The organism is Hamadaea sp. NPDC051192 (genome assembly GCF_040682475.1).
Classification (GTDB): domain Bacteria; phylum Actinomycetota; class Actinomycetes; order Mycobacteriales; family Micromonosporaceae; genus Hamadaea; species Hamadaea flava.
In genome coordinates this window covers 17,608-39,602 of sequence record NZ_JBFBAZ010000060.1, presented here as the reverse complement: position 1 = coordinate 39,602, position 21,995 = coordinate 17,608, and the positions used below count along the sequence as shown (strand labels likewise).

21 protein-coding genes are annotated in these 21,995 nt (G+C 70.8%); 16 read left to right on the top strand and 5 right to left on the bottom strand.

Going from position 1 to position 21,995, the window contains the following annotated elements:
* Positions 1–101 precede the first annotated feature (101 nt).
* Together AB0M47_RS24165 and AB0M47_RS24160 are read left to right on the top strand one after the other, a co-directional pair.
* Positions 102–584: a helix-turn-helix domain-containing protein gene (locus AB0M47_RS24165; protein WP_253761429.1), complete on the top strand. Its 483-nt coding sequence runs from the start codon at positions 102–104 to the stop codon at positions 582–584.
* Positions 581–2,209 (top strand): acyl-CoA dehydrogenase family protein, encoded by a 1,629-nt coding sequence (locus AB0M47_RS24160; RefSeq protein ID WP_363417797.1) that lies wholly within the window; start codon positions 581–583, stop codon positions 2,207–2,209. The genes AB0M47_RS24165 and AB0M47_RS24160 overlap by 4 nt, the downstream gene beginning before the upstream one ends.
* Before the next feature lie 41 nt (positions 2,210–2,250).
* Here the strand turns inward: AB0M47_RS24160 and AB0M47_RS24155 are convergent, their stop codons facing one another.
* Together AB0M47_RS24155 and AB0M47_RS24150 are read right to left on the bottom strand one after the other, a co-directional pair.
* Positions 2,251–3,387: a hypothetical protein gene (locus AB0M47_RS24155; protein WP_363417794.1), complete on the bottom strand. Its 1,137-nt coding sequence runs from the start codon at positions 3,385–3,387 to the stop codon at positions 2,251–2,253.
* Between the two features lie 29 nt (positions 3,388–3,416).
* Positions 3,417–4,163, bottom strand: a complete 747-nt coding sequence (locus tag AB0M47_RS24150; protein ID WP_363417791.1) for a tyrosine-protein phosphatase — start codon at positions 4,161–4,163, stop codon at positions 3,417–3,419.
* Positions 4,164–4,381: 218 nt separating this feature from the next.
* Here AB0M47_RS24150 and cimA point away from each other — a divergent pair, with 218 nt between their 5' ends.
* From cimA to AB0M47_RS24105, 9 genes are all read left to right on the top strand, one after another.
* Complete coding sequence (gene cimA, locus AB0M47_RS24145; RefSeq protein WP_363417788.1) at positions 4,382–5,953, top strand: citramalate synthase; 1,572 nt, start codon at positions 4,382–4,384, stop codon at positions 5,951–5,953.
* A 104-nt stretch (positions 5,954–6,057) separates the two neighbouring features.
* Positions 6,058–6,471 carry a hypothetical protein gene (locus tag AB0M47_RS24140; RefSeq protein ID WP_363417785.1) on the top strand — a complete coding sequence of 138 codons (414 nt, stop codon included), beginning with the start codon at positions 6,058–6,060 and terminating at the stop codon, positions 6,469–6,471.
* Positions 6,435–7,271: a prolipoprotein diacylglyceryl transferase family protein gene (locus tag AB0M47_RS24135; protein WP_363417782.1), complete on the top strand. Its 837-nt coding sequence runs from the start codon at positions 6,435–6,437 to the stop codon at positions 7,269–7,271. The genes AB0M47_RS24140 and AB0M47_RS24135 overlap by 37 nt, the downstream gene beginning before the upstream one ends.
* Positions 7,268–8,821 (top strand): radical SAM protein, encoded by a 1,554-nt coding sequence (locus tag AB0M47_RS24130; RefSeq protein WP_363417779.1) that lies wholly within the window; start codon positions 7,268–7,270, stop codon positions 8,819–8,821. Before AB0M47_RS24135 ends, AB0M47_RS24130 begins: the two co-directional genes overlap by 4 nt.
* Positions 8,818–9,063: a hypothetical protein gene (locus AB0M47_RS24125; protein WP_253761437.1), complete on the top strand. Its 246-nt coding sequence runs from the start codon at positions 8,818–8,820 to the stop codon at positions 9,061–9,063. Before AB0M47_RS24130 ends, AB0M47_RS24125 begins: the two co-directional genes overlap by 4 nt.
* A gap of 75 nt (positions 9,064–9,138) precedes the next feature.
* Positions 9,139–9,849 (top strand): hypothetical protein, encoded by a 711-nt coding sequence (locus AB0M47_RS24120; RefSeq protein WP_363417776.1) that lies wholly within the window; start codon positions 9,139–9,141, stop codon positions 9,847–9,849.
* A 113-nt stretch (positions 9,850–9,962) separates the two neighbouring features.
* Positions 9,963–11,552, top strand: a complete 1,590-nt coding sequence (locus tag AB0M47_RS24115) for a DUF222 domain-containing protein (protein ID WP_363417773.1) — start codon at positions 9,963–9,965, stop codon at positions 11,550–11,552.
* A gap of 103 nt (positions 11,553–11,655) precedes the next feature.
* The gene (locus tag AB0M47_RS24110; protein ID WP_363417770.1) at positions 11,656–12,804 is read left to right on the top strand and encodes a hypothetical protein; all 1,149 of its coding nucleotides are present in this window, start codon (positions 11,656–11,658) and stop codon (positions 12,802–12,804) included.
* 62 nt (positions 12,805–12,866) lie between these two features.
* A complete protein-coding gene (locus AB0M47_RS24105) occupies positions 12,867–13,307 on the top strand; it encodes a hypothetical protein (RefSeq protein ID WP_363417768.1) in 441 nt (146 codons plus the stop codon).
* Between the two features lie 4 nt (positions 13,308–13,311).
* On the opposite strand, the gene AB0M47_RS24100 is transcribed toward AB0M47_RS24105, so the two are convergent.
* From AB0M47_RS24100 to AB0M47_RS24090, 3 genes are all read right to left on the bottom strand, one after another.
* Entirely contained in the window at positions 13,312–14,034 is a 723-nt protein-coding gene (locus AB0M47_RS24100) for a VOC family protein (protein ID WP_363417765.1), read from the bottom strand.
* Positions 14,031–14,558 (bottom strand): TIGR00730 family Rossman fold protein, encoded by a 528-nt coding sequence (locus AB0M47_RS24095; protein WP_363417762.1) that lies wholly within the window; start codon positions 14,556–14,558, stop codon positions 14,031–14,033. Before AB0M47_RS24095 ends, AB0M47_RS24100 begins: the two co-directional genes overlap by 4 nt.
* A 96-nt stretch (positions 14,559–14,654) precedes the next feature.
* Positions 14,655–15,515: a fructosamine kinase family protein gene (locus AB0M47_RS24090; RefSeq protein WP_363417760.1), complete on the bottom strand. Its 861-nt coding sequence runs from the start codon at positions 15,513–15,515 to the stop codon at positions 14,655–14,657.
* Between the two features lie 37 nt (positions 15,516–15,552).
* Between AB0M47_RS24090 and AB0M47_RS24085 the strand changes: the two genes are divergently transcribed.
* Genes AB0M47_RS24085 through AB0M47_RS24065 form a run of 5 tightly spaced genes read left to right on the top strand, consistent with a single transcriptional unit; the run spans position 15,553 to position 21,993 of the window.
* On the top strand, positions 15,553–16,479 hold the full coding sequence (locus AB0M47_RS24085) for an LD-carboxypeptidase (protein ID WP_363417758.1): 927 nt from the start codon (positions 15,553–15,555) through the stop codon (positions 16,477–16,479).
* 41 nt (positions 16,480–16,520) lie between these two features.
* Entirely contained in the window at positions 16,521–18,329 is a 1,809-nt protein-coding gene (locus AB0M47_RS24080; protein WP_363417755.1) for an ABC transporter ATP-binding protein, read from the top strand.
* Positions 18,326–20,266 (top strand): ABC transporter ATP-binding protein, encoded by a 1,941-nt coding sequence (locus AB0M47_RS24075; protein ID WP_363417752.1) that lies wholly within the window; start codon positions 18,326–18,328, stop codon positions 20,264–20,266. The genes AB0M47_RS24080 and AB0M47_RS24075 overlap by 4 nt, the downstream gene beginning before the upstream one ends.
* Positions 20,259–21,221 (top strand): endonuclease/exonuclease/phosphatase family protein, encoded by a 963-nt coding sequence (locus AB0M47_RS24070; RefSeq protein WP_363417749.1) that lies wholly within the window; start codon positions 20,259–20,261, stop codon positions 21,219–21,221. The genes AB0M47_RS24075 and AB0M47_RS24070 overlap by 8 nt, the downstream gene beginning before the upstream one ends.
* 10 nt (positions 21,222–21,231) lie before the next feature.
* Complete coding sequence (locus AB0M47_RS24065; protein WP_363417746.1) at positions 21,232–21,993, top strand: type 1 glutamine amidotransferase; 762 nt, start codon at positions 21,232–21,234, stop codon at positions 21,991–21,993.
* Positions 21,994–21,995: the final 2 nt, after the last annotated feature.

The window sequence follows — 21,995 nt, the reverse complement described above, 5'->3', positions numbered from 1 at the left end:
ACGCTCGAGCCGGGAGTGAGGACGAAGAGTCGGCCACCAGTTTCATAGCCCCAGGCTGGCAACGCTTGCTGAGTCTGTCAAGAAGACTTAGGTTGTCTCACATGAGGCCGGCGGCGTTGGAATGGTCCGTGGAGAACTGCACGGTCGGGCGCGCCATGGCCGTCCTGGGCGAGCGGTGGACCTTCGTCGTGCTGCGCGAGGTCTTCAACGGCGTGCGGCGGTTCGACGACATGCGGCGGCACACCGACATTCCCCGGCAGGTGCTCACCAACCGGCTCGCGACGCTGGTCGAGCAGGGGGTGCTGCGCCGTGAGCCCTACCGCGAGCCGGGCGAGCGGCTGCGCCACGAGTACCGGCTGACCGAGAAGGGCTTCGATCTCTATCCGGTCCTCGTCGCGGTCTGGGAATGGGGCGACCGTTATCTGGCCGACCCCGACGGCTCGCCCGTGACGGTCGCTCATCGCGACTGCGGCGCCACTGTCGGCGTACAACTCGTCTGTTCGGAGGGACACGTGCTGAAGTCGCCACGCGAGGCCGCGACGCGCCCGGGACCTGGCGCGCGACCGTTCGGAGCGCAAGCATGACGCATGAGGTCGTCAACCAGGCCCCGCCGCTGATCGGCCACGACGTGGCCGCGGACCCGGCGCTGCTGGAAGCACTGGTACGCGAGGGCGCGGAGTGGCACCTCGGCGACCTGCACGCGCTGGGCCGCCTGGCCGGGAGCGAGGAGGCGCAGCGGTGGGCCGACGAGGCCAACCGCTACTCGCCGGTGCTGCGCACCCACGACCGGTACGGGCATCGGATCGACGAGGTGGAGTTCCATCCGTCCTGGCACGAGCTGATGGGCGTGGCGGTCGAGCACGGGCTCGCGGGCGCGCCCTGGGCCGATCCGCGCCCGGGAGCGCACGTCGCCCGGGCGGCGGACATGCTGGTCTGGGGCACCGTCGAGCAGGGTCACATCTGCCCGATCTCGATGACGTACGCCGTGATCCCGGCCCTGCGGGCGCAACCCGACCTCGCCACGGTCTACGAGCCGCTGTTGACCTCGCGGGTCTACGACCCGGGTCTGCGCGCGCCCCTCGGGAAGGCCGGGCTGCTGGCGGGCATGGGGATGACCGAGAAGCAGGGCGGCTCCGACGTCCGCGCCAACTCCACGGTCGCCGTCCCGGAGACCGACGGGACGTGGCGGCTCACCGGGCACAAGTGGTTCACCAGCGCGCCGATGAACGACCTGTTCCTGGTGCTGGCCCAGGCCCCGGGCGGGCTGTCGTGCTTCCTCGTGCCACGGGTGCTGCCCGACGGGTCCCGCAACACGTTCCGCATCCAGCGGCTGAAGGACAAGCTCGGCAACCGCAGCAACGCGAGCAGCGAACCGGAGTTCGACGGCACCGTCGCGTGGCTCGTCGGGCCGGAGGGCCGGGGCGTGCGCACCATCATCGAGATGGTCACGATGACCCGGCTGGACTGCGGACTCGGCTCCGCCGCCGGGATGCGAGCCGCCCTGATGCAGGCGGTGCACCACACCCGGCATCGGTCGGCGTTCGGCGGGCTGCTGATCGACAAGCCGTTGATGCGTACGGTGCTGGCCGATCTGGCGCTGGAGTCCGAAGCGGCCACCTGTCTCATGATGCGGGTCGCGGGCGCGGTCGATCGCGCGTCGCACGGCGACTCCGGTGAGGCGGACTTCCAGCGGATCGCCACCGCGCTGGCCAAGTACTGGATCTGCAAGCGGCAGCCGATGATGGTCGCCGAGGCGCTGGAATGCCTGGGCGGCAACGGATACGTGGAGGAATCGGGGATGCCCCGGCTCTACCGGGAGGCTCCGCTCAACGGGATCTGGGAGGGGTCGGGCAACGTCACCGCGCTCGACGTCCTGCGGGCTTTGCGTACCTCGCCGTCGACTGTGGACGCGTTGGCCGCCGAGATCGCCCCGGCGCTGGGTGCCTCATCCTATCTGGACGTCGCCTGGGCCTCGGTGGCGAAGCTGCTCACCTCGCCGGACGAGGCGTCGGCCCGCCAGCTCGCCGAACGCGCCGCCCTGGTCCTGCAAGGCGCCCTGCTCGTCCGGTACGCCCCAGCCGCGGTCGCGGACGCCTTCTGTGCCGCGCGCCTCGGCGGCGAAGGCGGCTTGGCGTTCGGCACCCTTCCCGCCGGCGTGGACATCGACGGCATCCTCGCTCGCGTTCCTCCGCTGCCGTCGTCGGACTGATCAGTGCGCTGATCGGTCCTGGTCAAGCTGATCGGTCCTGGTCAAACAGCCTCGGTGACGCGGCGGTCATGGGCAGGCTGCGGTCGCAGCACGGCGCCGACGCCGTCGACGAGGTCAAGCGGACTCCTGTCGGTCCCGGCCGCGGTGACCATGAGCAGGTCGGCGTCGGCGGTGGCGGCCGCCCGGATCAGGGCGTCCTCGGCGAGCACCTGCCGGGCCGACGTCCCGTCGCCGGGCAGGTCGGCCTGGTCGTGGGCCAGTTGGCCGCTGGCCGGATCGAGCCAGAGCACCGTCCCCGCGAGGCCGATCGGGTCCAGCAGCAGCGTCTCGACCTGACTCAGGTTGAACGCCGCGAGGACGGGTGCGATGCCGATCACAGCGTCGCCGTCGTCGCCTTGAAGCCGGTGCAGTACGCCGTCCGCGTGCTGACGGGCGGTCTGCGCGACGACCTGGGCCGTCACGGCGTCCAGCGCGGTCGGATCGTCCTCAGGTCCCGGCGCGTCGACGTCGGTCAGCACGGTCTTGCTGCGCCAGCGGGGTGGCAGTTGCTGGATCAGGAGCCGTCCGGCCTCGGCGTCGCCCGCGACGATGATCACCTCCGGGCCCATCGTGTCGGCGAGCCCGGTCAGCTCCGCGGCCACGTCCTGCGCGTGGTCCAGGCGATCACTCCGCCCGCCGGAGACGATCTTCCGGATCGGCTGGATCTCACTGCCCGAGACGTCGATGCTGCTGCTGTCGGCCGACTCGATGCTCCCACTCGCGGGGTCGACGACCACGCGGAGCCAGCTGATCCGCTGCCCCCGCTGAGCCAGCAGCGGCGCGACGTGGGGCAGTACGCCGTACTCGGCGCTGTCGGCCGGCGGCGGAGCCGCCATCACCTCGGTGTGCACCAGATCGGGACCGGCCTGCACGCCGGGATCGTCGCGCACGCGCTCCCCGGCGTTGGCGAACACGGCCAGCCCGTGCTGACCGTTCTCCGGCGGCGTGACGCGTACGGCCTCCTCGACGGCGGCCACCATCGGCTCGGCCGCGCCCTGGCGGAGCAGCGCCTCCCGGAGCGCGCGCCAGCGCAGCCCGACGTCGGCCCGCCCGCGTTCGGCGCCCAGCGAGTCGTCCAGGTAGACGGTGGCCCACGGCCCCGGCGTGTCGTACAAGGGCCTCAGGAAGCGGAGATTCATGCCCTGCCGAGTACCCCGCCCCGGCTGGTCTATTCGAGCAGTTTCGCCCGAAGTCGCGCGATGTCGTCCGCGCTCAGCCCAGCCGCGGTGAGCAGCGCCTCGACCGACCCGTACGCCGCGTCCAGCTCACGCAGCGTCAACAGCATCGCCTCGGGTGGCGTCGAGACGTAATAGGGCACCGGAGGCTTCTCGGCGAACCCCGGCACATGCACGTTCGCCCAGGCCACGTAGGCCGGGTCGGCCAGCTCGGTCAGGGCGTACTCGTGGGCGACGGTCTCCTGGTCGACCCCGAGGAGGCGCAAGATCAGGGCGATGACGGTCCCGGTGCGGTCCTTGCCGGCGACGCAGTGGACGACCGGCGTCCCGGAGTCGGCCTGGGCGACCAGCGAGATCACTCCGGCGATGTCGGCCGCGCCGTGCTTGATCAGCTCGGCGTAGCGGTCGGCGAGGAACCGTGCGACGCCTCGTTCGGCGTCGTAGTCCTCGGCCCGCCAATAGGGATGGTCGAGGTGCCGGTGGTGGTACGCGGGCGCGGCCCAGTCCGGTGCACGGCCGCCCGCACTGACCTCCTCGTGCCGCCGGAGGTCGATCACGGAGTCGACGCCCAGCTGGGCGAACGCCGTGCGGTCGGCGTCGCAGAGCCGCGACAGGGTGTCCGAGCGGTATAGCGCCTTGGTGCGTACGCGACTGCCGTCGGCGGCGGGCAGCCCGCCCACCTCCCGGAAGTTGAAGACGGCCTGGAAGGGGATGAAACTGCCGGTCGCCTCGATCGTCACGTCCCCGAGAGTAGCGGTCGGGGGCGACAATCCCACAAGAGGTTTCGCCCACATGGCGAGACGACGTTTCCACTTCTTGGCGCGTAGTGGCATAGTCACGCTCGTGACGCAGTTCGCCCTCATTATTGGCGACTAGCGCGCCGGCCAAATACGCAGGCCAGCGCGCAGACCTCCCGCATCCGCGGGGGGTCGTTTTGTTTTGTGGGAGAGAAGGCGCGATGCAGGTATACGACACGACGCTGCGCGACGGCGCACAGCGCGAGGGCCTCACATACTCGGTCGCCGACAAACTGGCGGTGGCCAAGCTGCTGGACGAGTTCGGCGTGGGCTTCATCGAGGGCGGCTGGCCCGGCGCGATGCCGAAGGATGTCGAGTTCTTCCGGCGTGCGCGCGAGGAGCTGGAGTTCCAGCACGCGATCCTGGTCGCCTTCGGGATGACCCGCAAGGCAGGCGTGCACGTCGAAGACGATGCCCTGATCAAGGGCCTGATCGACGCCCAGACTCCGGCGGTCGCCCTCGTCGCCAAGTCCGATCTCCGGCATGTGCTGCGCGCGCTGCGTACGACGCCGGAGGAGAACCTCGCGATGGTGGCCGACAGCGTCGCGTACTTCGTGGCCAACGGCCGCCGCGTCTTCCTCGACTGCGAGCACTTCTTCGACGGCTTCCGGTACGACCCCGACTACACGACTTCCGTGGTCAAGGCCGGGCTCGAGGCCGGCGCCGAGATCGCGGTCATGTGCGACACCAACGGCGGGATGCTGCCCTCCCAGGTCTCCAAGGCCGTCGGCGAGGTCTGCGCCCGGCTCGGGGTGAGCCCGGACCGGCTCGGCATCCACACCCAGAACGACACCTCTTGCGCCGTGGCCAACACAGTCGCCGCGGTGGAGGCCGGCGTACGCCACTTCCAGGGCACCGCCAACGGCTACGGCGAGCGGCCCGGCAACGCCGACCTGTTCGCCTGCGTCGCCAACCTCCAGTTGAAGCTGGGCCTGCCCGTCCTACCGGACGGCTGCCTGGAACAGATGGTGCGCGTCTCGCACGCCATCGCCGAGATCGCCAACATCGCACCCGACACCCACCAGGCGTACACGGGCAGCGCGGCTTTCGCTCACAAGGCGGGGCTGCACGCGAGCGCGATCAAGCACGACCCGGCCCTCTACAACCACATAGACCCGGCCGTGGTCGGCAACGATATGAAGATCCTGGTCACGGAGATGGCCGGCCGGGCCAGCATCGAGCTCAAGAGCAAGGAACTCGGGCTCGATCTGGCCGGGCGGCCGGACGTCGCGACCAAGGTCACGGAGGAAGTCAAGCAGCGCGAGGCGGCCGGCTGGTCCTATGAGGCCGCCGACGCCAGCTTCGAGCTGCTCGTCCGGGATGCCCTCGGCGGCGGCCCCGCCCCGTTCACCCTCGAGTCCTACCGGGTCATCGTGGAGCACCGCGAGGACGGCGCCGTCGTCTCCGAGGCCACGGTGAAGGTACGCGTGAAGGGCGAACGGGTCATCGCCACCGCCGAGGGCAACGGCCCGGTCAACGCCCTGGACGAGGCGCTGCGGCAGGCCCTGACCCGGCACTACGCGTCGCTGGCGACCCTGGAGCTGGCCGACTACAAGGTCCGCATCCTGGAGGGCTCGCACGGCACGGGCGCGATCACCCGCGTCCTCGTGGAGACGGTGGACTCGCGGGGCGGCGACTGGACCACGGTCGGCGTCCACGAGAACGTCGTCGAGGCGAGCTGGCGGGCGCTCGTCGACGCGCTGACCTTCGGGCTGGTCCGCGTACCGGCCTGAGCAGTTCGGACTCCGATGGAGCCCGAGTGGTGGAACGGGCCGGGGGCGGCGACCGTCTATCGTGACGTGCAGCCCCCGGTCCACCCGGAATCATCGGAGTCGCCATGACGCAGCCACCACCGGAACCGCCGATCCGGCCTGAGTTCCGCGTGCCACCGATGCACCCGGTCCAGGCGCCGCCCGCGCTCGACGATCCGGCCGCCCGCAAGCGCCGGATGCGGCTCGGCATCATCGGCGCGGTCGTCGGCATCGGTATTCCGCTGCTCATCGTGGCCGTGGGCGTGGTCATCGCGCTGACCGCCTCGGGTACCGGGTCGGAGCGCTGGATCGGTCTGATGTTCGTGATGGCGGCCGGGCTGCTGCTCGTCGGGCCGGTCCAGATCGTCACCGGGATCGTGCTGACGGCGGTGCCGAACACCCGTCCGTTCGGGGTCGGCTTCCTGATCGGCTCGGCCATCGGCGTGATGGTCATGGCGGGCGCGTGCTTCGGCCCGATGCTGGGCAGCTCGTCGTTCTGATGCTGCGGCCGATCCTGTTCCACCTCGGGCCGTTCGGCGTACCGACCCACGACTTCTTCGTCGGGCTCGGCGTGACGGCCGCCCTCAGCTGGTTCCTGTGGCAGTTGCGCGGGCGGGAGCCGATCGACGAGCGGATCTGGGGCGTCATCGCCGGGGCGCTCGCGGGCGGGGCGCTGCTGTCCCGCCTCGGCACCTGGGCCCAGCACCTGGCGCCCAGCGCCAACGCCGGGCTGGCCGAGCAGTGGCTCTACGGCAGCCGGAGCATCCTGTCCGGACTCGTCGGGGCGTACGCCGGAGCGCTGATCGCCAAGCGGGTCACCAAGTTGAAGATCAGCACCGGCGACCTGTTCGCCGCCCCGGTCGCGCTGGCCATGGCGATCGGCCGGATCGGCTGCCTGCTCACCGAACTCCCGGGTACGCCGACCGGCGGATCCTGGGGCGTGACGCTGTCCGTCGCCGAGGCCGCGTCCATCCCGCGCGCGGTCGCCGGCGTGCCGTTGCACCCGTCGTTCGCGTACGAGATCGTCTTTCAGCTAGCCGCCTTCGTCGTGCTCCTGCGCAGCCGCGACCGGTTCGCCCAGCCCGGCGCGTTGTTCGCCGGCTACCTGCTCGCGTACGCCGCCTTCCGGTTCCTCGTGGAGTTCGTTCGCGGCAACGAGGTCGTCGCGCTGGGCCTGACCCGGCCGCAATGGTTCCTGCTGGCCTGCTCGCCGCTCGCCGTCTGGGCCGCCGTACGCCGAGTCCGCCGCGGCGGCTTCGCCCTCGCTCCCCGTGTCCTCCAGGATGGAGTCTCAGCATGACCGTCGGCATGTCACTGCGGGGCGACCGGATTCACCGGTACGTCAACGCGTTCTGCCCGCACTGCCACGCGACCGATCCCGAGCTGGCCCAGGTCCGGCGGTTGTCGGGCTGGCTGGCCGAACGCGACGGGCGGATCTGGCTCGAACGCGGCTGCCCGGAGCACGGCCTGGTGCGGACGCTCTACGACGAGAACCCCGAGATCCTGAGCTACCTGGAGGAGTGGACCGCGCCGACCAAGGCGCACGTGCCCGATCTGGCGGGGAACTTCGCGCCGGTGCCTTCGGCGTACCTGGACGGGTTGCCGGAGATGCAGACCCAGCACACCTGCATCCTGCTGGCCGACCTCACCGACCACTGCAACCTCAAGTGCCCGACTTGCTTCGCCGACTCGTCGCCGCAGATCAGCGGGGTCGTCCCGCTCGCCGATGTGTTGTCGAGTGTGGACACCCGGCTGTCGCGGGAGAACAACCGCATCGACGTGCTGATGCTGTCGGGCGGGGAGCCGACCCTCTACCCCCAGCTCGAAGAGCTGCTCGCCGAACTGATCGCCCGGCCGGTCACCCGCATCCTGATCAACACCAACGGCGTACGCCTGGCGCGGGAGCCGGAACTCGTGGCGCTGCTGGCCAAACACCGGGAGCGCGTCGAGGTCTACCTGCAGTACGACGGCCCGTCGGCGGCCACCAGCCGGCACCATCGGGGCGCCGATCTCACCCGGCTCAAGGAACAGGCGATCGACGCGCTGTCGGCGGCCGGCATCTTCACCACCCTGACGATGACCTGCGCCCTCGGTGTGAACGACGACGAGATCGGCGCGGTCGTCAAGCGCGCCCTCGACACGCCGTACATCGGCGGGGTCTCCATCCAGCCCCAGTTCGGTTCCGGCCGCTCGGCGCCGATCGACTCGCAGGACCGGTTGACGCACACCGGCGTACTCGCAAGATTGGAGCCGCAGACCGGCGGAATCGTCACGTGGCGCGATCTGACCGCACTGCCGTGCTCGCACCCGCACTGCTGTTCCGTCGGGTACCTGCTGAAGGACGATTCGAGCGAGTGGCAGTCGTTGACCGCGCTGATCGGGCATGAGCGGCTGAAGGCGTTCCTGGAGCTGTCGCCCGACCTCGTGGCGAACCGCATCGCGGACACCGAGCTGCCCGCGGTCATGCGCGGCGTGGTGAAGCAGTCGCTGCTGGACCTGCTCTCCGAGCAGTCGTCGCTGTCCCACCCGCGCGTCGGCGACCTGTGGAAGGACATCTGCGAGAACTGCGACCTGGGCATCTCGACCCTGCTCACGCTGGCCTCGTCGGCGCTGCCCGGCGGCCGGGACCGGCTCCGCAAGCTGCTGGCCGAACGGGTCAAGCGGATCACGATCAAGCCGTTCATGGACATCAACACGATGATCGAGGAACGGCTCACGCAGTGCTGCGTCCACGTCGCCACCCGCTCGTCGGCCGGCGCCGACCAGTGCGCGCCGTTCTGCGCGGTCCAGGCCTGGCCCGCGCTGTCGGCACAGCGACTGCCCCGCGCGATGCTGCCGGTGATCTCGTGAACCAGCAGCCCTACGACCCACTGCGACTGTGCGTGTACGCGACGATCGCGCTCCTGGGCTGGCTGCTCGGCCCGGTCGCGTTGGTGATCTTCGCCGGGATCGGCTTCGCGGGATACTGGCGGGCGCGGCGGGCCGGGCTCACGCGATCGAAGTGCTTCCTGCGGGATACGCGGCTCGTGCTGGCGTACCTCGGTGTGCTGACGCTCGCCGGGCTCGGCGGCATCGTCTGGTGGATCCTCTAGCGGCTTCTGTTCGTGATTCTTGCCGACCGGCGGTGATCGGCCCGGCTGGTATTTGACAGGTGGAAGAAGGCCGCAATGCAGGCAGCCACGCCCTACGAGCGATCGCACCTAGACTCGTACTGGGAGCTCCAGAGAAGCCCGAACTTCGAGATCCACAGCGTGGGTCTCGACGAAGGGCTGCACCCGGCAATCAGCGCGGAGCTCGGCGAGTACTACCTGGAGTGGCGCGACGTGGACCTGACGGGGGGCCTGATCTCCCATCAGCTGCGGTTCAGGCACTTCTGGTTCGCATGGGCGACTACCGGCGCGCTGCCCGAGGTCCACGGCGAGATCGATGTGCTTCCGCTGCTGGACGCGGTCGAGCAGGGTGACGGCCAGCCCATCATCGTCGAGCGCGAGTCGCATCGACGGTTCCACTCCCAGTTGCGGTGCATCGCCGGCTCCCGGGGCACCGGGAACGGCCATCTGACTCATCTACGCCTGCCACCGGACGGGGGCTCGGTGGAGATCTGGTTCGACGATCAGCTTGTTGACATCGACCCAGAGATCCGCGATCACCCCTCCACCTTTGTGAAGCTCGACCTCACCTACGGCGAATACATGGACGCCCTGCTCGCCACCAAGGGCGCTCGCGGCTGGGAGCTCCTGTTCGCCAACATCGATCTCACCCATCGCAGTCTTCAGACCACGGTGGCGAACCTGCGCAACATGCTCGAGGTTTTCCCTGCCCTGTTCCCTGACCACGACTACACACCTTTCCGGGAACGCCTGACGGCACGCCTGTAGCCGTCCGTCGTCGCGACGGCCCACCGTTCCTCGTATGCGGGCAAGCTGTACTCCTTATGCGTTTTCGCAGGTGGGACTGGGTTTTGTCGGCCGGCTTCTCTAGCATGGATCACATGTTCGAAGGCGGCGTTCCGGCGGATCTGGGTGAGCCGCTGCGGGACGCGTCGTCTCTGGATCTGTCGTCTTTGGATGGTGGGGCGCGGGTCGACGTGCTGTGCGCTGTCGCGCGTTCGGTGGCCCGCGAGCAGGCGCGGCTTCTGGAGGCCATGGCGTCGGTGGCGGCGACGTCGACCGGGATCGGCTTCGACGCCGACGAGGTCGCGTTCGCGCTGTGTCTGCCCCGGGTCGCTGCCCAGAGTCAGGTCGCGTTGGCGATCGATCTGATTCGCCGGCTGCCGCGTGTTCTGGATTCGCTGCGGGCCGGTCGGATCTGCTTCGCGCGGGCGAGGGTGTTCTCCGAGGTCCTTCAGCCGGTCGCCGACGACGGGCTGGCGCGGGACCTGGCGGACCGGTTCCTTCGTCCGGCAGAGAACTGGACGGCCTCGCAGTTGCGTAGTCGCCTGCGTAAGGCCGTGCTGGACGCGGATCCCGACGCGGCTCGGGTCCGCTACGAGCGGTCGATCGAGGAGCGGCGAGTGTCGCTGGTCGCCAACGACGACACGACCGCCAGCCTTGCGGGGATCTTCCTGCCACCGGTGAAGGCCGCTGCCGCCTTCGAACGGGTGGACGCGATCGCCCGGGGATTGAAGCGGGACGGCGAGGCGCGGACCTTGGAGCAGCTGCGCGCGGATGTGTTTTGCGACCTGCTCGCCGGGATCTCGCCCGCCTCTGGTCCGATCGTGCGGGCCGGGGCGGTCGAACTGGTCGTGCCGCTGACGACCCTCGCCGGGCTCTCGGACTCGCCCGGCGAGGTGGCGGGGTACGGGCCGGTCGTCGCCGACATCGCACGGCAGGTCGCCGCCGCACAGGCGGCGTTGGTCGAGCCGAACATCGCGGCGGCGGCTGGGGACGACGTCGCACCGCGGCCGCCGGTGCGCTGGCGGTACCGCGTCTACGACGATGATGGAACACTGCTGTACCACGGAACCACGCGCGCCCGGCCCACCGAGGCGGACAGCCCCGACCTGGCGAGAACGCAAAACGACGCACCCCGTGGCGAAGGCGGCCTCTTCGGCGAACGCGCGCTCAAGAACGAGGCGGGACTCGCGGGTGAGGGCGGACTCAAGACCGAGGCGGGACACGCGGGCGAGGGCGGACCCAAGAGCGAGACGGGACTCGGCGGCCACGACGGACTCGGGGGCGGAGCGGGACTCGGGGGCGAGGACGGACACGACGTTCAGCCGAAGGCCCACACCGGTGCCAGGACGCGCGACCGCCCAGCGAACCAGCGTCCTCGCCCGCCGATGCAGGACGACGAGACGACCCGCTTTCCGAACGCCGCCCTGCGCAAGTGGGTCAACGCCCGTGACGTCACCTGCCGCGCACCCGGCTGCACCGCACCGGCGCGTTCCTGCGACACCGACCACACGGTCGACCACGCGGCCGGCGGCCGGACTCGGCACGACAATCTGGGCTTGCTGTGCCGGCATCATCATCGGCTCAAGCACGAGGGCGGCTTCCGCGTCGACCAACCCGAGCCGGGCCGATTCCGCTGGACCAGCCCGAACGGCCGTTCCTACGAGGTACTCCCCGAACCGCCATAGCCAGCTGGGCGTACATCGGGAGGATGAGGTGGTCCCGCCGGAGTATCCGAAGTAGACACAGCGACGGACGACCGCTGGGGTGGTCCGCGCCTAGCGTCGCGGCATGACTCACCTCTCCCGCAGAAGCCTGATCCTGGGGAGCGCGGCCGTCGCCTCGGCGGCCCTGCTTCCGGCGACCGCTGCGTCGGCGACGTCCAGCCCGCTGCACCTGCTGCGCCCGACCGGCCCGTACGCGGTCGGCGCGACCGCCCGGTATGTGCGGGACACGTCGCGCCCTGATCCGTGGGTGCCGAGCGTGCCCGCCCGGGAACTCATGATCACCATCTGGTATCCGACGCATGACCGGCGGGGCAGCCGGTGGCAGTACATGACGGCGGAGGAGTCCCGGCTGTTCATCGAGGGCAAGCTGAACTTCGACCTGCCGAAGGACATTCTGAGCACGGTTCGGACGTTCGCGTACGCCGAGGCGAAGCCGATGGGCCGGCCCCGGAGCCTGCCGCTGGTGGTGCTCTCGCCGGGGTACACGCAGCCTCGCAATTCGCTGTCGGCCCTGGCCGAGGACCTGGCCAGCCACGGCTACGTCGTCGTGGCGATCGACCACACCTACGAGACCTATGCCGTGACCTTCCCGGACGGCCGGGTCGCCGGGTGCGACACCTGCGCGTTCGACGACGACCGGACGTTCTTCGCTCGCCTCTACGAGGTACGCGCCGCCGACGTCTCCTTCGTGCTCGACCAGCTTCTGGGTGCGCAGCCGGTGTGGTCGGGCGGCCACCTCATCGATCCGAGCCGGATCGGGATGTCGGGGCACTCGGCCGGCGGGGCGAGCGCGATTCCCGCGATTCTCGGCGACCGGCGGATCCGGGCCGGCATCAACATGGACGGCAGCTCCACGGGTTACACCCCGCCCGCGCCGGTGACCCGGCCGTTTCTGCTCCTCGGTACGCAGTCCTTCCACTCCCCGAACGGCCCGGACGCCTCGTGGCAGCTCGACTGGGACCTCATGGCGGGCTGGAAGCGGTGGATCACCGTGGCCGGGACGGAACACGCCTCCTTCAACGACCTGGCGCTCTTCGGCGAGCAACTCGGCATCGACTTCGGCGCCACGACGACCGGTACGCGGTCCACGCAGATCACCCGGCGGCTCAACCGGGCGATGTTCGACCGGCATCTGCGGCACCGGCCGGAGCCGTTGCTCGACCGGGCCGATCCGCGCTATCCCGAGATCACCGTCGCGGCGACCGGAGGCTAGCGGACTCCACGCCAGACCCACGGCGGACTCCATGAGCGCGTCGCAGGCGCGACACTGACGGGATGCGAAATCGCTCCGTCCTCCTCGACGCCGTCCGAGGCGCGCTGACGGGAGCCGCCGTGGTGGCCGGCGGTTATGTGGCCTATCTCTTCGGCGACTGGTACGCCCGTGGCACGAGCAACAACTATACGAACAGCGCCGACGCCCTTGGCGACTTCGCCGTCGCATTTCTGTTCGCGGCTTTCGTGTTGTGCCCGGCCGGGGCGTACCTCGCCGCATGGTTGTGCCACCTGCGTCGGCCACTGCTGATCGCCATCGGGGGCAATATCCTGAGTGTGGTCGCGATCGTCAGCGTGTTGAGCCGGAGCCCAAATCCAAGCCTGAGCCTCCGCCTCGTCGCGGAGATCGCGGTCCCGATCGTGATCTTCGCCATCCTCGGAGCGGCCTTCTCGACCCGTTCCACCCGAGAGGTCTCGGCCTCGCCGGCCGCGCCGCGCGGCTGAGCGGCTAAGGGATGCGGGAGGTCAGGCAGTAGACGCCGCCCGCCGGGTCCCGCATGACAGTCCACTTCGGACGCACGTCGAGCACCACCGCGCCCAGCGAGACGTGCCAGGCGACCGCGGCGGGGACGTCGGAGCAGGCCAGGTCCAGGTGCATCGCCGGACGGTCGGCGGCGCTGCCTAGCCGCTGCACGAGGATGCGGACGGGCAGCGACGGCGGCGGCACGACCCGGGAGAACTCGGGGAGGGTCGCCGCCTGCGACTCCCAGCCGGTGACCGCGGCCCAGAAGGCGTACTCGGTCTCGAAGCCGTCGGGGAGCGCGTCGACGCACATCTGATCGGCCCGGACGCGTACGCCTGACGGGCCGGTCACCGGGGCCGGCCGGGTCTGCTCCTCGTGCCACGGGACGGCGCAGAAGAAGTGACCGGCGGGGGAGCGCAGCACGGCCCAGTCGCCGTGGTCGGCCGTCATGGCGGCACCCGCATCGAGTGCGCTGGTGATGAAGGCGCGGACGTCGGTGACGGCGAAGTCGAGGTGCCCGCCGCCGGGTCCGCCCACTGCCTGCAGCTTCAGGAAGGCGTCGCCGGTCGCGGGCTGGAAGGTCGCGAACTCGCCGTTCTCGCCACGCCTCGGGGAGAGCGTCGTCTCCGTCGCCTGTGTCCAGAACTCGGCCGCCGTCTCGAACCGGTCGGCGGGACGGTCGAGGAACGCGTACGCCCAGCGGATCATCGCAGCGCCGCCCAGGCCTCGTCGAGCGACGGCGCGACGGTGACGGCCGCCAGGAGTGCGGGGCTGATCAGCGGCCGCGACCCCAGCCAGTCCACCAGCCCGGCGTAGAAGCCGTCCGCGTCGAGCAACACGAGCGGCTTGCTGTGCAGGCGCAGCTGCGGACCGGTGGTCCACACCTCGAACAGTTCGTCCAGGGTGCCCAGGCCGCCCGGCAGCGCCAGGAAGGCGTCAGCCTTGTCGATCATGATGGACTTCCGGGCGGCGAGATCCGGCGAGACGATCAGCTCGTCCACCTCCTGGCTCGCCCGTTCAAGGGCGACCAGGCCCTCAGGCATCACCCCGGTCACCGGTACGCCCGCGGCATGGGCCGCCTTCGCCAGCTCGCCCATCATGCCGAGACCGCCGCCGCCGTAGATCAGCGAATGGCCCTCGCGGGCGAGCCCGCGCCCGGTCTCGCGCGCCAGCTCGAAGAAGGAATCGGGGGCGTCGGGCTTACCCGAGCAGAAAACGCAGACGGCGGCCACGCGACCGATCCTAGACGGGGCCGCCGCCCTGCTTTCCGGCGATTTCCCGGCGATTTCCCGGCGATCACGTCTCCGGCGATCAAGGTCCAGAACCGGTCAGGCGCGTACGCGGAACGGGGCGACCGCCTCGCGCACATAGCCGACCGCGTCCCAGTCGTCGTCGCCATGCGCGATCGTGCTGAGCACCTCGCGCAGGTGCAGCACCCGCATGCGGTCCGCCCAGCCGTCGAGCAGCGGCGCGACCTCGGCGTACGCGGCGAAGAAGCGCTCCGACGACGGTGGTCGTGGGGAGCACCACATCATGCTGAGGTCGACCTCGGCCCAGGTGTAGGAGACGGCCGGGTCGACGACCGCGACGCCGCCGTCGGGCGTACCGAGGATGTTGCCCGGCCAGAGGTCACCGTGGGTGAGGCAGGCGGGTTGGGCCGGGATCAGCTCGGGCAGGCGTTCGCAGAGGCGCTCCAGGGCTCGCCGGTCCTCGGCCGTGAACTTCGTGATGTCCGGCAGCCAGCGGAGGATGCGGTGCTCGGCGAAGAACTCGTGCCCGTCGCTGTGCCACGTGTTGACCTGCCGCATTCGGCCCAGCCAGCCGTCGGCGGGCCAGCCGAATCGGCCGGCGACGGTCGAGGTGTGCATACGCGCGACCGCCCGGCCCAACTCCGCCCAGGCCTCGCCGGTGTCGGGGAACGCCGGGTACGGCGCGAGCACGAGCAGCTTGGGCGAGACGTGCAGCACGTCCGGCGTACGCAGACCGGCGTCGCGCAGCGCGGTGAGCCCGGCGGCCTCCACCTCGAAGACGTCCGGATCGTCCGCCCGCAGGGTTTTCGCGAAGACCTGCGTACCGCTGTGGAAGAGGGTGGCGACCCCGGCCTGTGCGATCACCCCGCCTCCGGCGGGCTGCACGGACTCCGCGTCGAACCCGGCTAACCGCAGGCGCCACCGCAGAAGCTCCGTCACGGCGCAAGAATAAGCGCGGCACCGCTAAGCTGCCGTCATGATCGATCCCGTCCGCCCGGCCGCCCTCGCCGCCGGTGACCTGGTAGCCCTGGTCTCGCCGTCCGGACCGGTCCGGTCCGTCCGCGCCGACGCCGCGGTCGGCGTGCTGACCGGATGGGAACTGCGGACCCGGCTGGGCCGGCACGCCCTGGCCCGCACCGGGTACCTCGCCGGCACGGACGAGCAGCGGCTGGCCGACCTCAACGACGCGTTCGCCGACCCCGAGGTGCGGGCCGTGCTCTGCCTCCGGGGTGGCTACGGCATGCAGCGCATCGTCGACGGGCTCGACCTCGACGCCGTCCGCGCCGATCCGAAGCTGGTCATGGGCTTCTCCGACATCACCGCGCTGCACCTGGCGCTGTGGCAGGGCGCCCGGCTGGCGACCGTCCACGGCCCGGTGGCCGCACAGCTGGACAAGGGCGCGCAGTCGCCGACGGCGCTGGGCGCGAAGACCGTCCTGATGTCGTCCGCCCCGGTGACGGTCAAGGCCGACGAGGCGGAGAGCACGTTCCGCGTACGCCGGGTGGGGCGCGCCGAGGGCGTGCTGATCGGCGGCAACCTCGCGATGCTGGCCAGCAGCGTCGGCACCCCGCACATGCCCGACCTGAGCGGGGCGATCCTGCTGGTCGAGGACGTCAACGAGCAGCCCTACCGGATCGACCGGATGCTGACCCAACTGCTGCGCTCGGGCGCGTTGGACGGGCTGGCGGGTGTCGCGATCGGACAGTTCACCGACTGCGACGCCGAGGGCGGCCCGGCTGCCGAGGAGGTGCTGGAGGAACGGCTCGCGCCGTTGGGCGTACCGCTCCTGGGCGGGCTGCCGATCGGGCACGGCGATCAGCACGTGGCGATCGGGGTCGGGGTGCCCGCGGTCCTGGACGCCGAGGCCGGCACGCTGCACGTCCAACCCGTAGGACGCCCGTAACGGGTGTGCGCGCCAGGGGGTCGTTAGTATAGGAAAGGAGTATGAGCCCCCGGATCGACCCCGACAAGAGCAAGTCCTGGTTACGGCGGGCGCTCCCGCTGGTTCGCGCGCATCGCGGGATGCTGTTCACCTCGCTCGGCCTGTCGCTGGTCGGCCTGCTGGTCCAGGTGCAGATTCCGGATGCGCTGCGGCGCGGGATCGACGACGCGCTGGTCGCGCGTACGTCTGATCTGAACATATATGTCTGGCTTGTCGCGGCGTTGGCGATCGCGCAAGGCGTGCTGAACTTCGGGGCGCGGAAGTATCTGCTGCGCACGGCGTACGAGATCGAGTACGACCTGCGGACCCTCATCTACTCGCACCTGGTCCGGCTGCCCTACGGCTTCTACGACCGTGTCCAGTCCGGCGAGCTGATGTCGCGGGCCGCCTCCGACGTGCGCGCGGTCCAGATGTATCTCGCGTTCGGCCCGTCGATCCTGGTCCAGTGCGGCATCGCGCTGGTCGCCTTCGGGCTGATGGTGTCGATCAACCCGCTGCTCGCGGTGGTCGCGATGGCGACCATGCCGCTCATCGCGCTGCTCGGCGTCTGGATGCGCAAGGCCATCTTCCCGGTGTCCTGGCTCATCCAGGCCCGGCTCGCCCGCGTCGCGACGATCGTGGACGAGAACACCCAAGGGGTACGCGTGGTGAAGGCGTTCGCGGCCGAACCCCGGCAGGTGCAGGCGCTCGCCGACGCCGCCGATCGGGTGCGGTGGGCGTACCGGCGCGACGCGCTGATCCGCAGCCGATGGGCGCCCACTCTGGAGAGCCTGCCCCGGCTCGGGCTCGCCCTCGTGCTGCTGTTCGGCGGCTGGATGGTCATCGACGGGCAGACCACGATCGGCACGATCGTCGCGTTCAACTCGTACGTCCTCATGCTCCAGCCACCCTTCCGGATGCTCGGCATGATGATCATGCTCGGGCAGCGGGCCGCCGCTTCGGCACAGCGCATCTACGAGATCCTCGACACCGAGTCGGAGATCGTCGAGGCGGACCGCCCGATCGACACCCGGCTGCGGGGCGAGCTGGAGTTCCGCGGCGTCGGCTTCGCGTACGCCGACGGCACGGTCGCGCTCGCGGACCTGGATCTGCGGGTCGCACCCGGGGAGACGGTGGCGCTCGTCGGCCGGACCGGTTCGGGCAAGTCGACCCTGGGCCGGCTGCTGGCCCGCTACTACGACGCGACGGCCGGGACGGTGCTCATCGACGGCCGCGACGTCCGTGAATACGCCCTGGCCGAGCTGCGCCGCCAGGTCGGCATCGTGCCGGAGGAGCCGTTCCTGTTCTCGGCCACGATCCGGGACAACATTGCGTTCGGCCGGCCCGACGCGGCCGACGAGGACGTGATCGCCGCCGCGCGGGCCGCCGGAGCGGACGAGTTCATCGGGCACCTGCCAGAGGCGTACGCGACCGTGGTCGGTGAGCGCGGCTACACGCTGTCCGGCGGCCAGCGGCAACGCGTCGCGATCGCACGGGCGCTGCTCATGAACCCGCCGGTGCTCGTGCTCGACGACGCGACGAGCGCCGTGGACGTCTCCGTCGAGCAGCGGATTCACAACGCGCTACGAGATTTGATGGTCGGGAGGACAACCTTGATCGTGGCGCATCGCCTCTCCACCATCGGGCTCGCCGATCGGGTGCTGCTCGTCGAGGACGGCCGCGTCGTCGCCGACGGCACCCATCGGGAGTTGCTCGACGACCCGCGGTACGCCGCGGTGCTGGCGAGCTACGACACCGCGACCGACACCGCGACTGACGTCGCGGATGAGACCGCGACCGAGGTCGCGAACGACGAGGTGACGACGGCATGACGATGTTCGGTGGCGGCTTCGGCGGGCCGGGCGCCGGCGGTGGAGGGGCGATGGGCGGCGCCGGGCGCGGCGGCCTCAACAAGTCGCCCGAGGGCCTGGCGTTCGCGGGCATCCCGCCCGAACTCCAGGCCGGGGTCGACCGGCTGGAGACGATCGAGAGCCGGCGGCCGCAGCCGTCCGAGCCGGTCGAGTTCCGGCAGGCGGTCGCCGGCGAGCGGCGGCTCACCCTGCCCGGCCTGCTGCTGGGCCGGTGGCGGCTGTTCGCCGTGGCCTGCGTCATGCTGCTCGGCGAGACGGTGCTGCTTCAGGCCGGTCCGCTGCTGGTGCAGGTCGGGATCGACCACGGCATCATGCGCGGCGATCTGCGTACGCTGCTGCTCGCGGCGGGCGCCTTCATCGGCTCGGTCGTGCTCTCCTGGGGCGCCTCGGTGGCGCGGATGCGGCAGACCGGGCGGCTGGCCGCTGACGCGGTCCGGGATCTGCGCGTACGCGTCTTCGCCCAGTTGCAGCGGATGTCGCTGGACTTCTTCACGACCGAGAAGGCGGGCGTGATCCTCACCCGGATGACGTCCGATGTGGAGGCTGTGCAGAACCTGCTTTCGGACGGCCTGGCCCAGTTCGTCATCCAGGGTCTGACCATGGTCGTGGTCACCGTCGTGCTGTTCTCCTACGACGTCGAGCTGGCCCTGATCACGTTGCTGCTGGTGGTGCCGCTGCTGACGGCCGCCTCGCTGTGGTTCCGGCGCGCCGCCGACGACGGGTACCGCCGCCAGCGCGACACCATCGCCGCGATGTACTCCGACCTGTCGGAGAGCATCTACGGCGTCCGGGTCGTCACGGCGTACCACCGGCAGGATCGCAACGTCGCCGACCACGAGGCGGTCGTCGGAAGGTATCGCGACGCCAACAACTTCACCGGCCACATCAACGCCGTCTACGGGCCGGGCACGTCCGTCATCGGGCTGCTGGGCATGGCCGCGCTGCTCCTGATCGGCGGGGAACGCGTACTGCGCGGCGAGATCAGCGTGGGGGAGCTGACCGCTTTCGTCCTCTACCTGAACGCGTTCTTCGCCCCCGTGCAGCAGCTCGTCCAGCTCTACACGAGCTACCAGCAGGGGCGGGCGGCCGTGGTGAAGCTGCGGGACCTGCTGTCGTCGCAGCCGACGGTGGCCGAGAAGCCGGACGCGGCGGCGCTGCCCCCGGTGCACGGCGAGATCCGGTTCGATCGGGTCACCTTCGGCTACCTGCCGGGCCGGCCGGTGCTGCGCGACGTCGACCTCGTGATCGCGCCCGGGGAGACGGTCGCCTGCGTCGGCCCGACCGGTGCGGGCAAGTCGACCCTGGCCAAGCTGGTCACGCGGTTCTACGACCCGGAGTCCGGGCAGATCCTCATCGACGGTCACGACCTGCGAGACGTCACACTGTCCTCGCTGCGCCGGCAGATCGGCGTCGTGCCGCAGGAGCCGTTCCTGTTCGCCGGGACGATCCGGGAGAACATCGCGTTCGCCCGGCCGGACGCGTCCGAGGCCGAGATCTGGGCCGCCGTCGACGCCGTCGGCCTGCGTGACCTCGTCGAGCGTACGCCGGACGGGCTGGACGCCCGGCTGCACGAGCGCGGTCAGAGCGTCTCGTCCGGCCAGCGCCAGTTGCTGGCCCTGGCCCGGGCGTTCCTCGCCGAACCCCGGGTGGTGGTGCTCGACGAGGCCACGTCCAACTTGGACCTTCAATCCGAGCTCCGGGTGGAACGAGCGCTCGACCGGCTGCTGGAGGGCCGGACCGCGCTGCTGATCGCGCACCGGCTCAGCACCGCCATGCGGGCCGACCGGATCGTGGTCGTCGACGAGCACGGGATCCTCGAGAGCGGCTCGCACACCGAGCTGCTGGCCCTCGACGGCCGGTACGCCCAGATGCACGCCACCTGGGCCGCCCATGCGTAAGGCGGGCATCGTCGCGGGCTGGGCCTTCGCCGTGGGGGTCGCCGCCTGGGCGGTGGTGCGGCTCTTCGGGCTCGACGGGTGGTACCCGGCGGTGCAGGTGGTGGCCTTCACGCCCTACGCCGTCCTGGTCGCTGCGCTGGGCGTACCCGTGCTTGCCTGGTGGAAGAAGTGGCCGGAAGCCGCGGTCGCCGCCGTGAGCGCCGTGGTGCTCGCGGCCTGTGTGCTCCCGCGGGCCGTGACCGACGGCGACGCGCTGGCCGGTGCGACCGGGCCGACCCTGCGGGTGGCGAGCGCGAACCTGCTGATCGGCGGGGCCGACCCGGCCGAGATCCTCCGGCGGGTACGCGAGGAGCAGGTGGACGTGCTGGCGGTGCAGGAGATGACGCCGGAGTGGCTCGCGGCGGCCGACGCCGCCGGGCTGGGCGACGTGCTGCCGCAGCGGTTCGTGGCGCCCGCGAGCCTGGCCGAGGGCTCGGCGGTCTTCTCGCGGCGGCCGCTGGCCGACGGCGGCTCGCACCTGATGGCCTTCGGCTGGTTCCAGCAGGTCCACGCGGTGATCACGGTCGACGGCGTGCCAGTAGTGCTGGAATCGGCGCATCCGGCCTCGCCGTACAACGCCGACGTGACCCCGGCCTGGCGATCGAACCTGCGCAAGGAGCCGCCCGCCACGCCGGACGGGTCGCTGCGGGTGCTGATGGGCGACTTCAACTCGACCCTCGACCACGGGCTGCTGCGTGACCTGATCGACAGTGGCTACCGGGACGCCGCCTCGGTGGTCGGCAAGGGGCTGGTCGGGACCTGGGGGCCGTACAACGGCGACCCCGTGCCGCCGGTGACCATCGATCACGTGCTGGCCGACCGGCGGATCGGCGTACGCGCCTTCGCGGCGTTCACCATCCCGGGCAGTGATCACCGGATGATCGTCGCCACCCTGGTCCTCCCGGGCACTCACTAGACTGGGCGGCGTGAGTGCCGCCCTGGTGATCGAGAACGACCCGACCGACGACGCCCGCCGACTGGGTGACTGGCTCACCGACGCGGGCCTGGCGCTGGACGTACGCCGAGTGCACGCCGGTGATCCGCTGCCCGAGGAGCCGACGGAGCATTCCGCGCTCGTGGTGCTGGGCGGATCGCAGGACGCCTACCCCGAGGGGAACACCGCGCCGTGGTTCCCGCAGCTGGAGGCGTTGCTGCGCAAGGCGGTGCGGCATCGCGTACCCACGCTGGCGATCTGCCTCGGCGGTCAGCTGCTCGCCCAGGCCCACGGCGGCACCGTCGAGCGGTCCGCGTCCGGCCCGGAGGTCGGCCCCGGCCTCGTCGCCCGGCGGGACGCCGCCGAGAAGGACCCGCTCTGGGCGCCGGTGCCGTTCGTCCCGGACGTCCTGCAGTACCACTACGACGAGATCACCGAGCTGCCGCTGGGCGCGACCCTGCTGGCGACCTCCAGCCGCTACCCGAACCAGGCCTTCCGGATCGGCGACCTGGCCTGGGGCACGCAGTTCCACATCGAGTGCGACACCGAGCAGTACGCGGGCTGGCTGGAGTCGACCCGGGCGAGCCTGACCGAGCTGGGTGTCGACGCCGACGAGCTGATCGAGCGGGCGGACGGGCTGATGGACGACCTCTTCGAGGTCTGGCAGCCGTTCGCCCGGCGGTTCGCCGACATCGCGCTCGGGCGGCTGGAGCCGCCGGTGAGCGCCCGCACGACGCTTCCGCTGCTCGGCTGATC

Bases quoted from the DNA above. Each gene is read 5' to 3' on its own strand.
- AB0M47_RS24110 (WP_363417770.1), top strand. From the start codon at position 11,656: ATGACTCACCTCTCCCGCAGAAGCCTGATCCTGGGGAGCGCGGCCGTC.
- AB0M47_RS24105 (WP_363417768.1), top strand. From the start codon at position 12,867: ATGCGAAATCGCTCCGTCCTCCTCGACGCCGTCCGAGGCGCGCTGACG.
- AB0M47_RS24140 (WP_363417785.1), top strand. From the start codon at position 6,058: ATGACGCAGCCACCACCGGAACCGCCGATCCGGCCTGAGTTCCGCGTG.
- AB0M47_RS24155 (WP_363417794.1), bottom strand. From the start codon at position 3,387: ATGAATCTCCGCTTCCTGAGGCCCTTGTACGACACGCCGGGGCCGTGG.
- AB0M47_RS24100 (WP_363417765.1), bottom strand. From the start codon at position 14,034: ATGATCCGCTGGGCGTACGCGTTCCTCGACCGTCCCGCCGACCGGTTC.
- AB0M47_RS24115 (WP_363417773.1), top strand. From the start codon at position 9,963: ATGTTCGAAGGCGGCGTTCCGGCGGATCTGGGTGAGCCGCTGCGGGAC.
- AB0M47_RS24120 (WP_363417776.1), top strand. From the start codon at position 9,139: ATGCAGGCAGCCACGCCCTACGAGCGATCGCACCTAGACTCGTACTGG.
- AB0M47_RS24075 (WP_363417752.1), top strand. From the start codon at position 18,326: ATGACGATGTTCGGTGGCGGCTTCGGCGGGCCGGGCGCCGGCGGTGGA.
- AB0M47_RS24130 (WP_363417779.1), top strand. From the start codon at position 7,268: ATGACCGTCGGCATGTCACTGCGGGGCGACCGGATTCACCGGTACGTC.
- AB0M47_RS24070 (WP_363417749.1), top strand. From the start codon at position 20,259: ATGCGTAAGGCGGGCATCGTCGCGGGCTGGGCCTTCGCCGTGGGGGTC.
- AB0M47_RS24085 (WP_363417758.1), top strand. From the start codon at position 15,553: ATGATCGATCCCGTCCGCCCGGCCGCCCTCGCCGCCGGTGACCTGGTA.
- AB0M47_RS24160 (WP_363417797.1), top strand. From the start codon at position 581: ATGACGCATGAGGTCGTCAACCAGGCCCCGCCGCTGATCGGCCACGAC.
- AB0M47_RS24080 (WP_363417755.1), top strand. From the start codon at position 16,521: ATGAGCCCCCGGATCGACCCCGACAAGAGCAAGTCCTGGTTACGGCGG.
- cimA (WP_363417788.1), top strand. From the start codon at position 4,382: ATGCAGGTATACGACACGACGCTGCGCGACGGCGCACAGCGCGAGGGC.
- AB0M47_RS24165 (WP_253761429.1), top strand. From the start codon at position 102: ATGAGGCCGGCGGCGTTGGAATGGTCCGTGGAGAACTGCACGGTCGGG.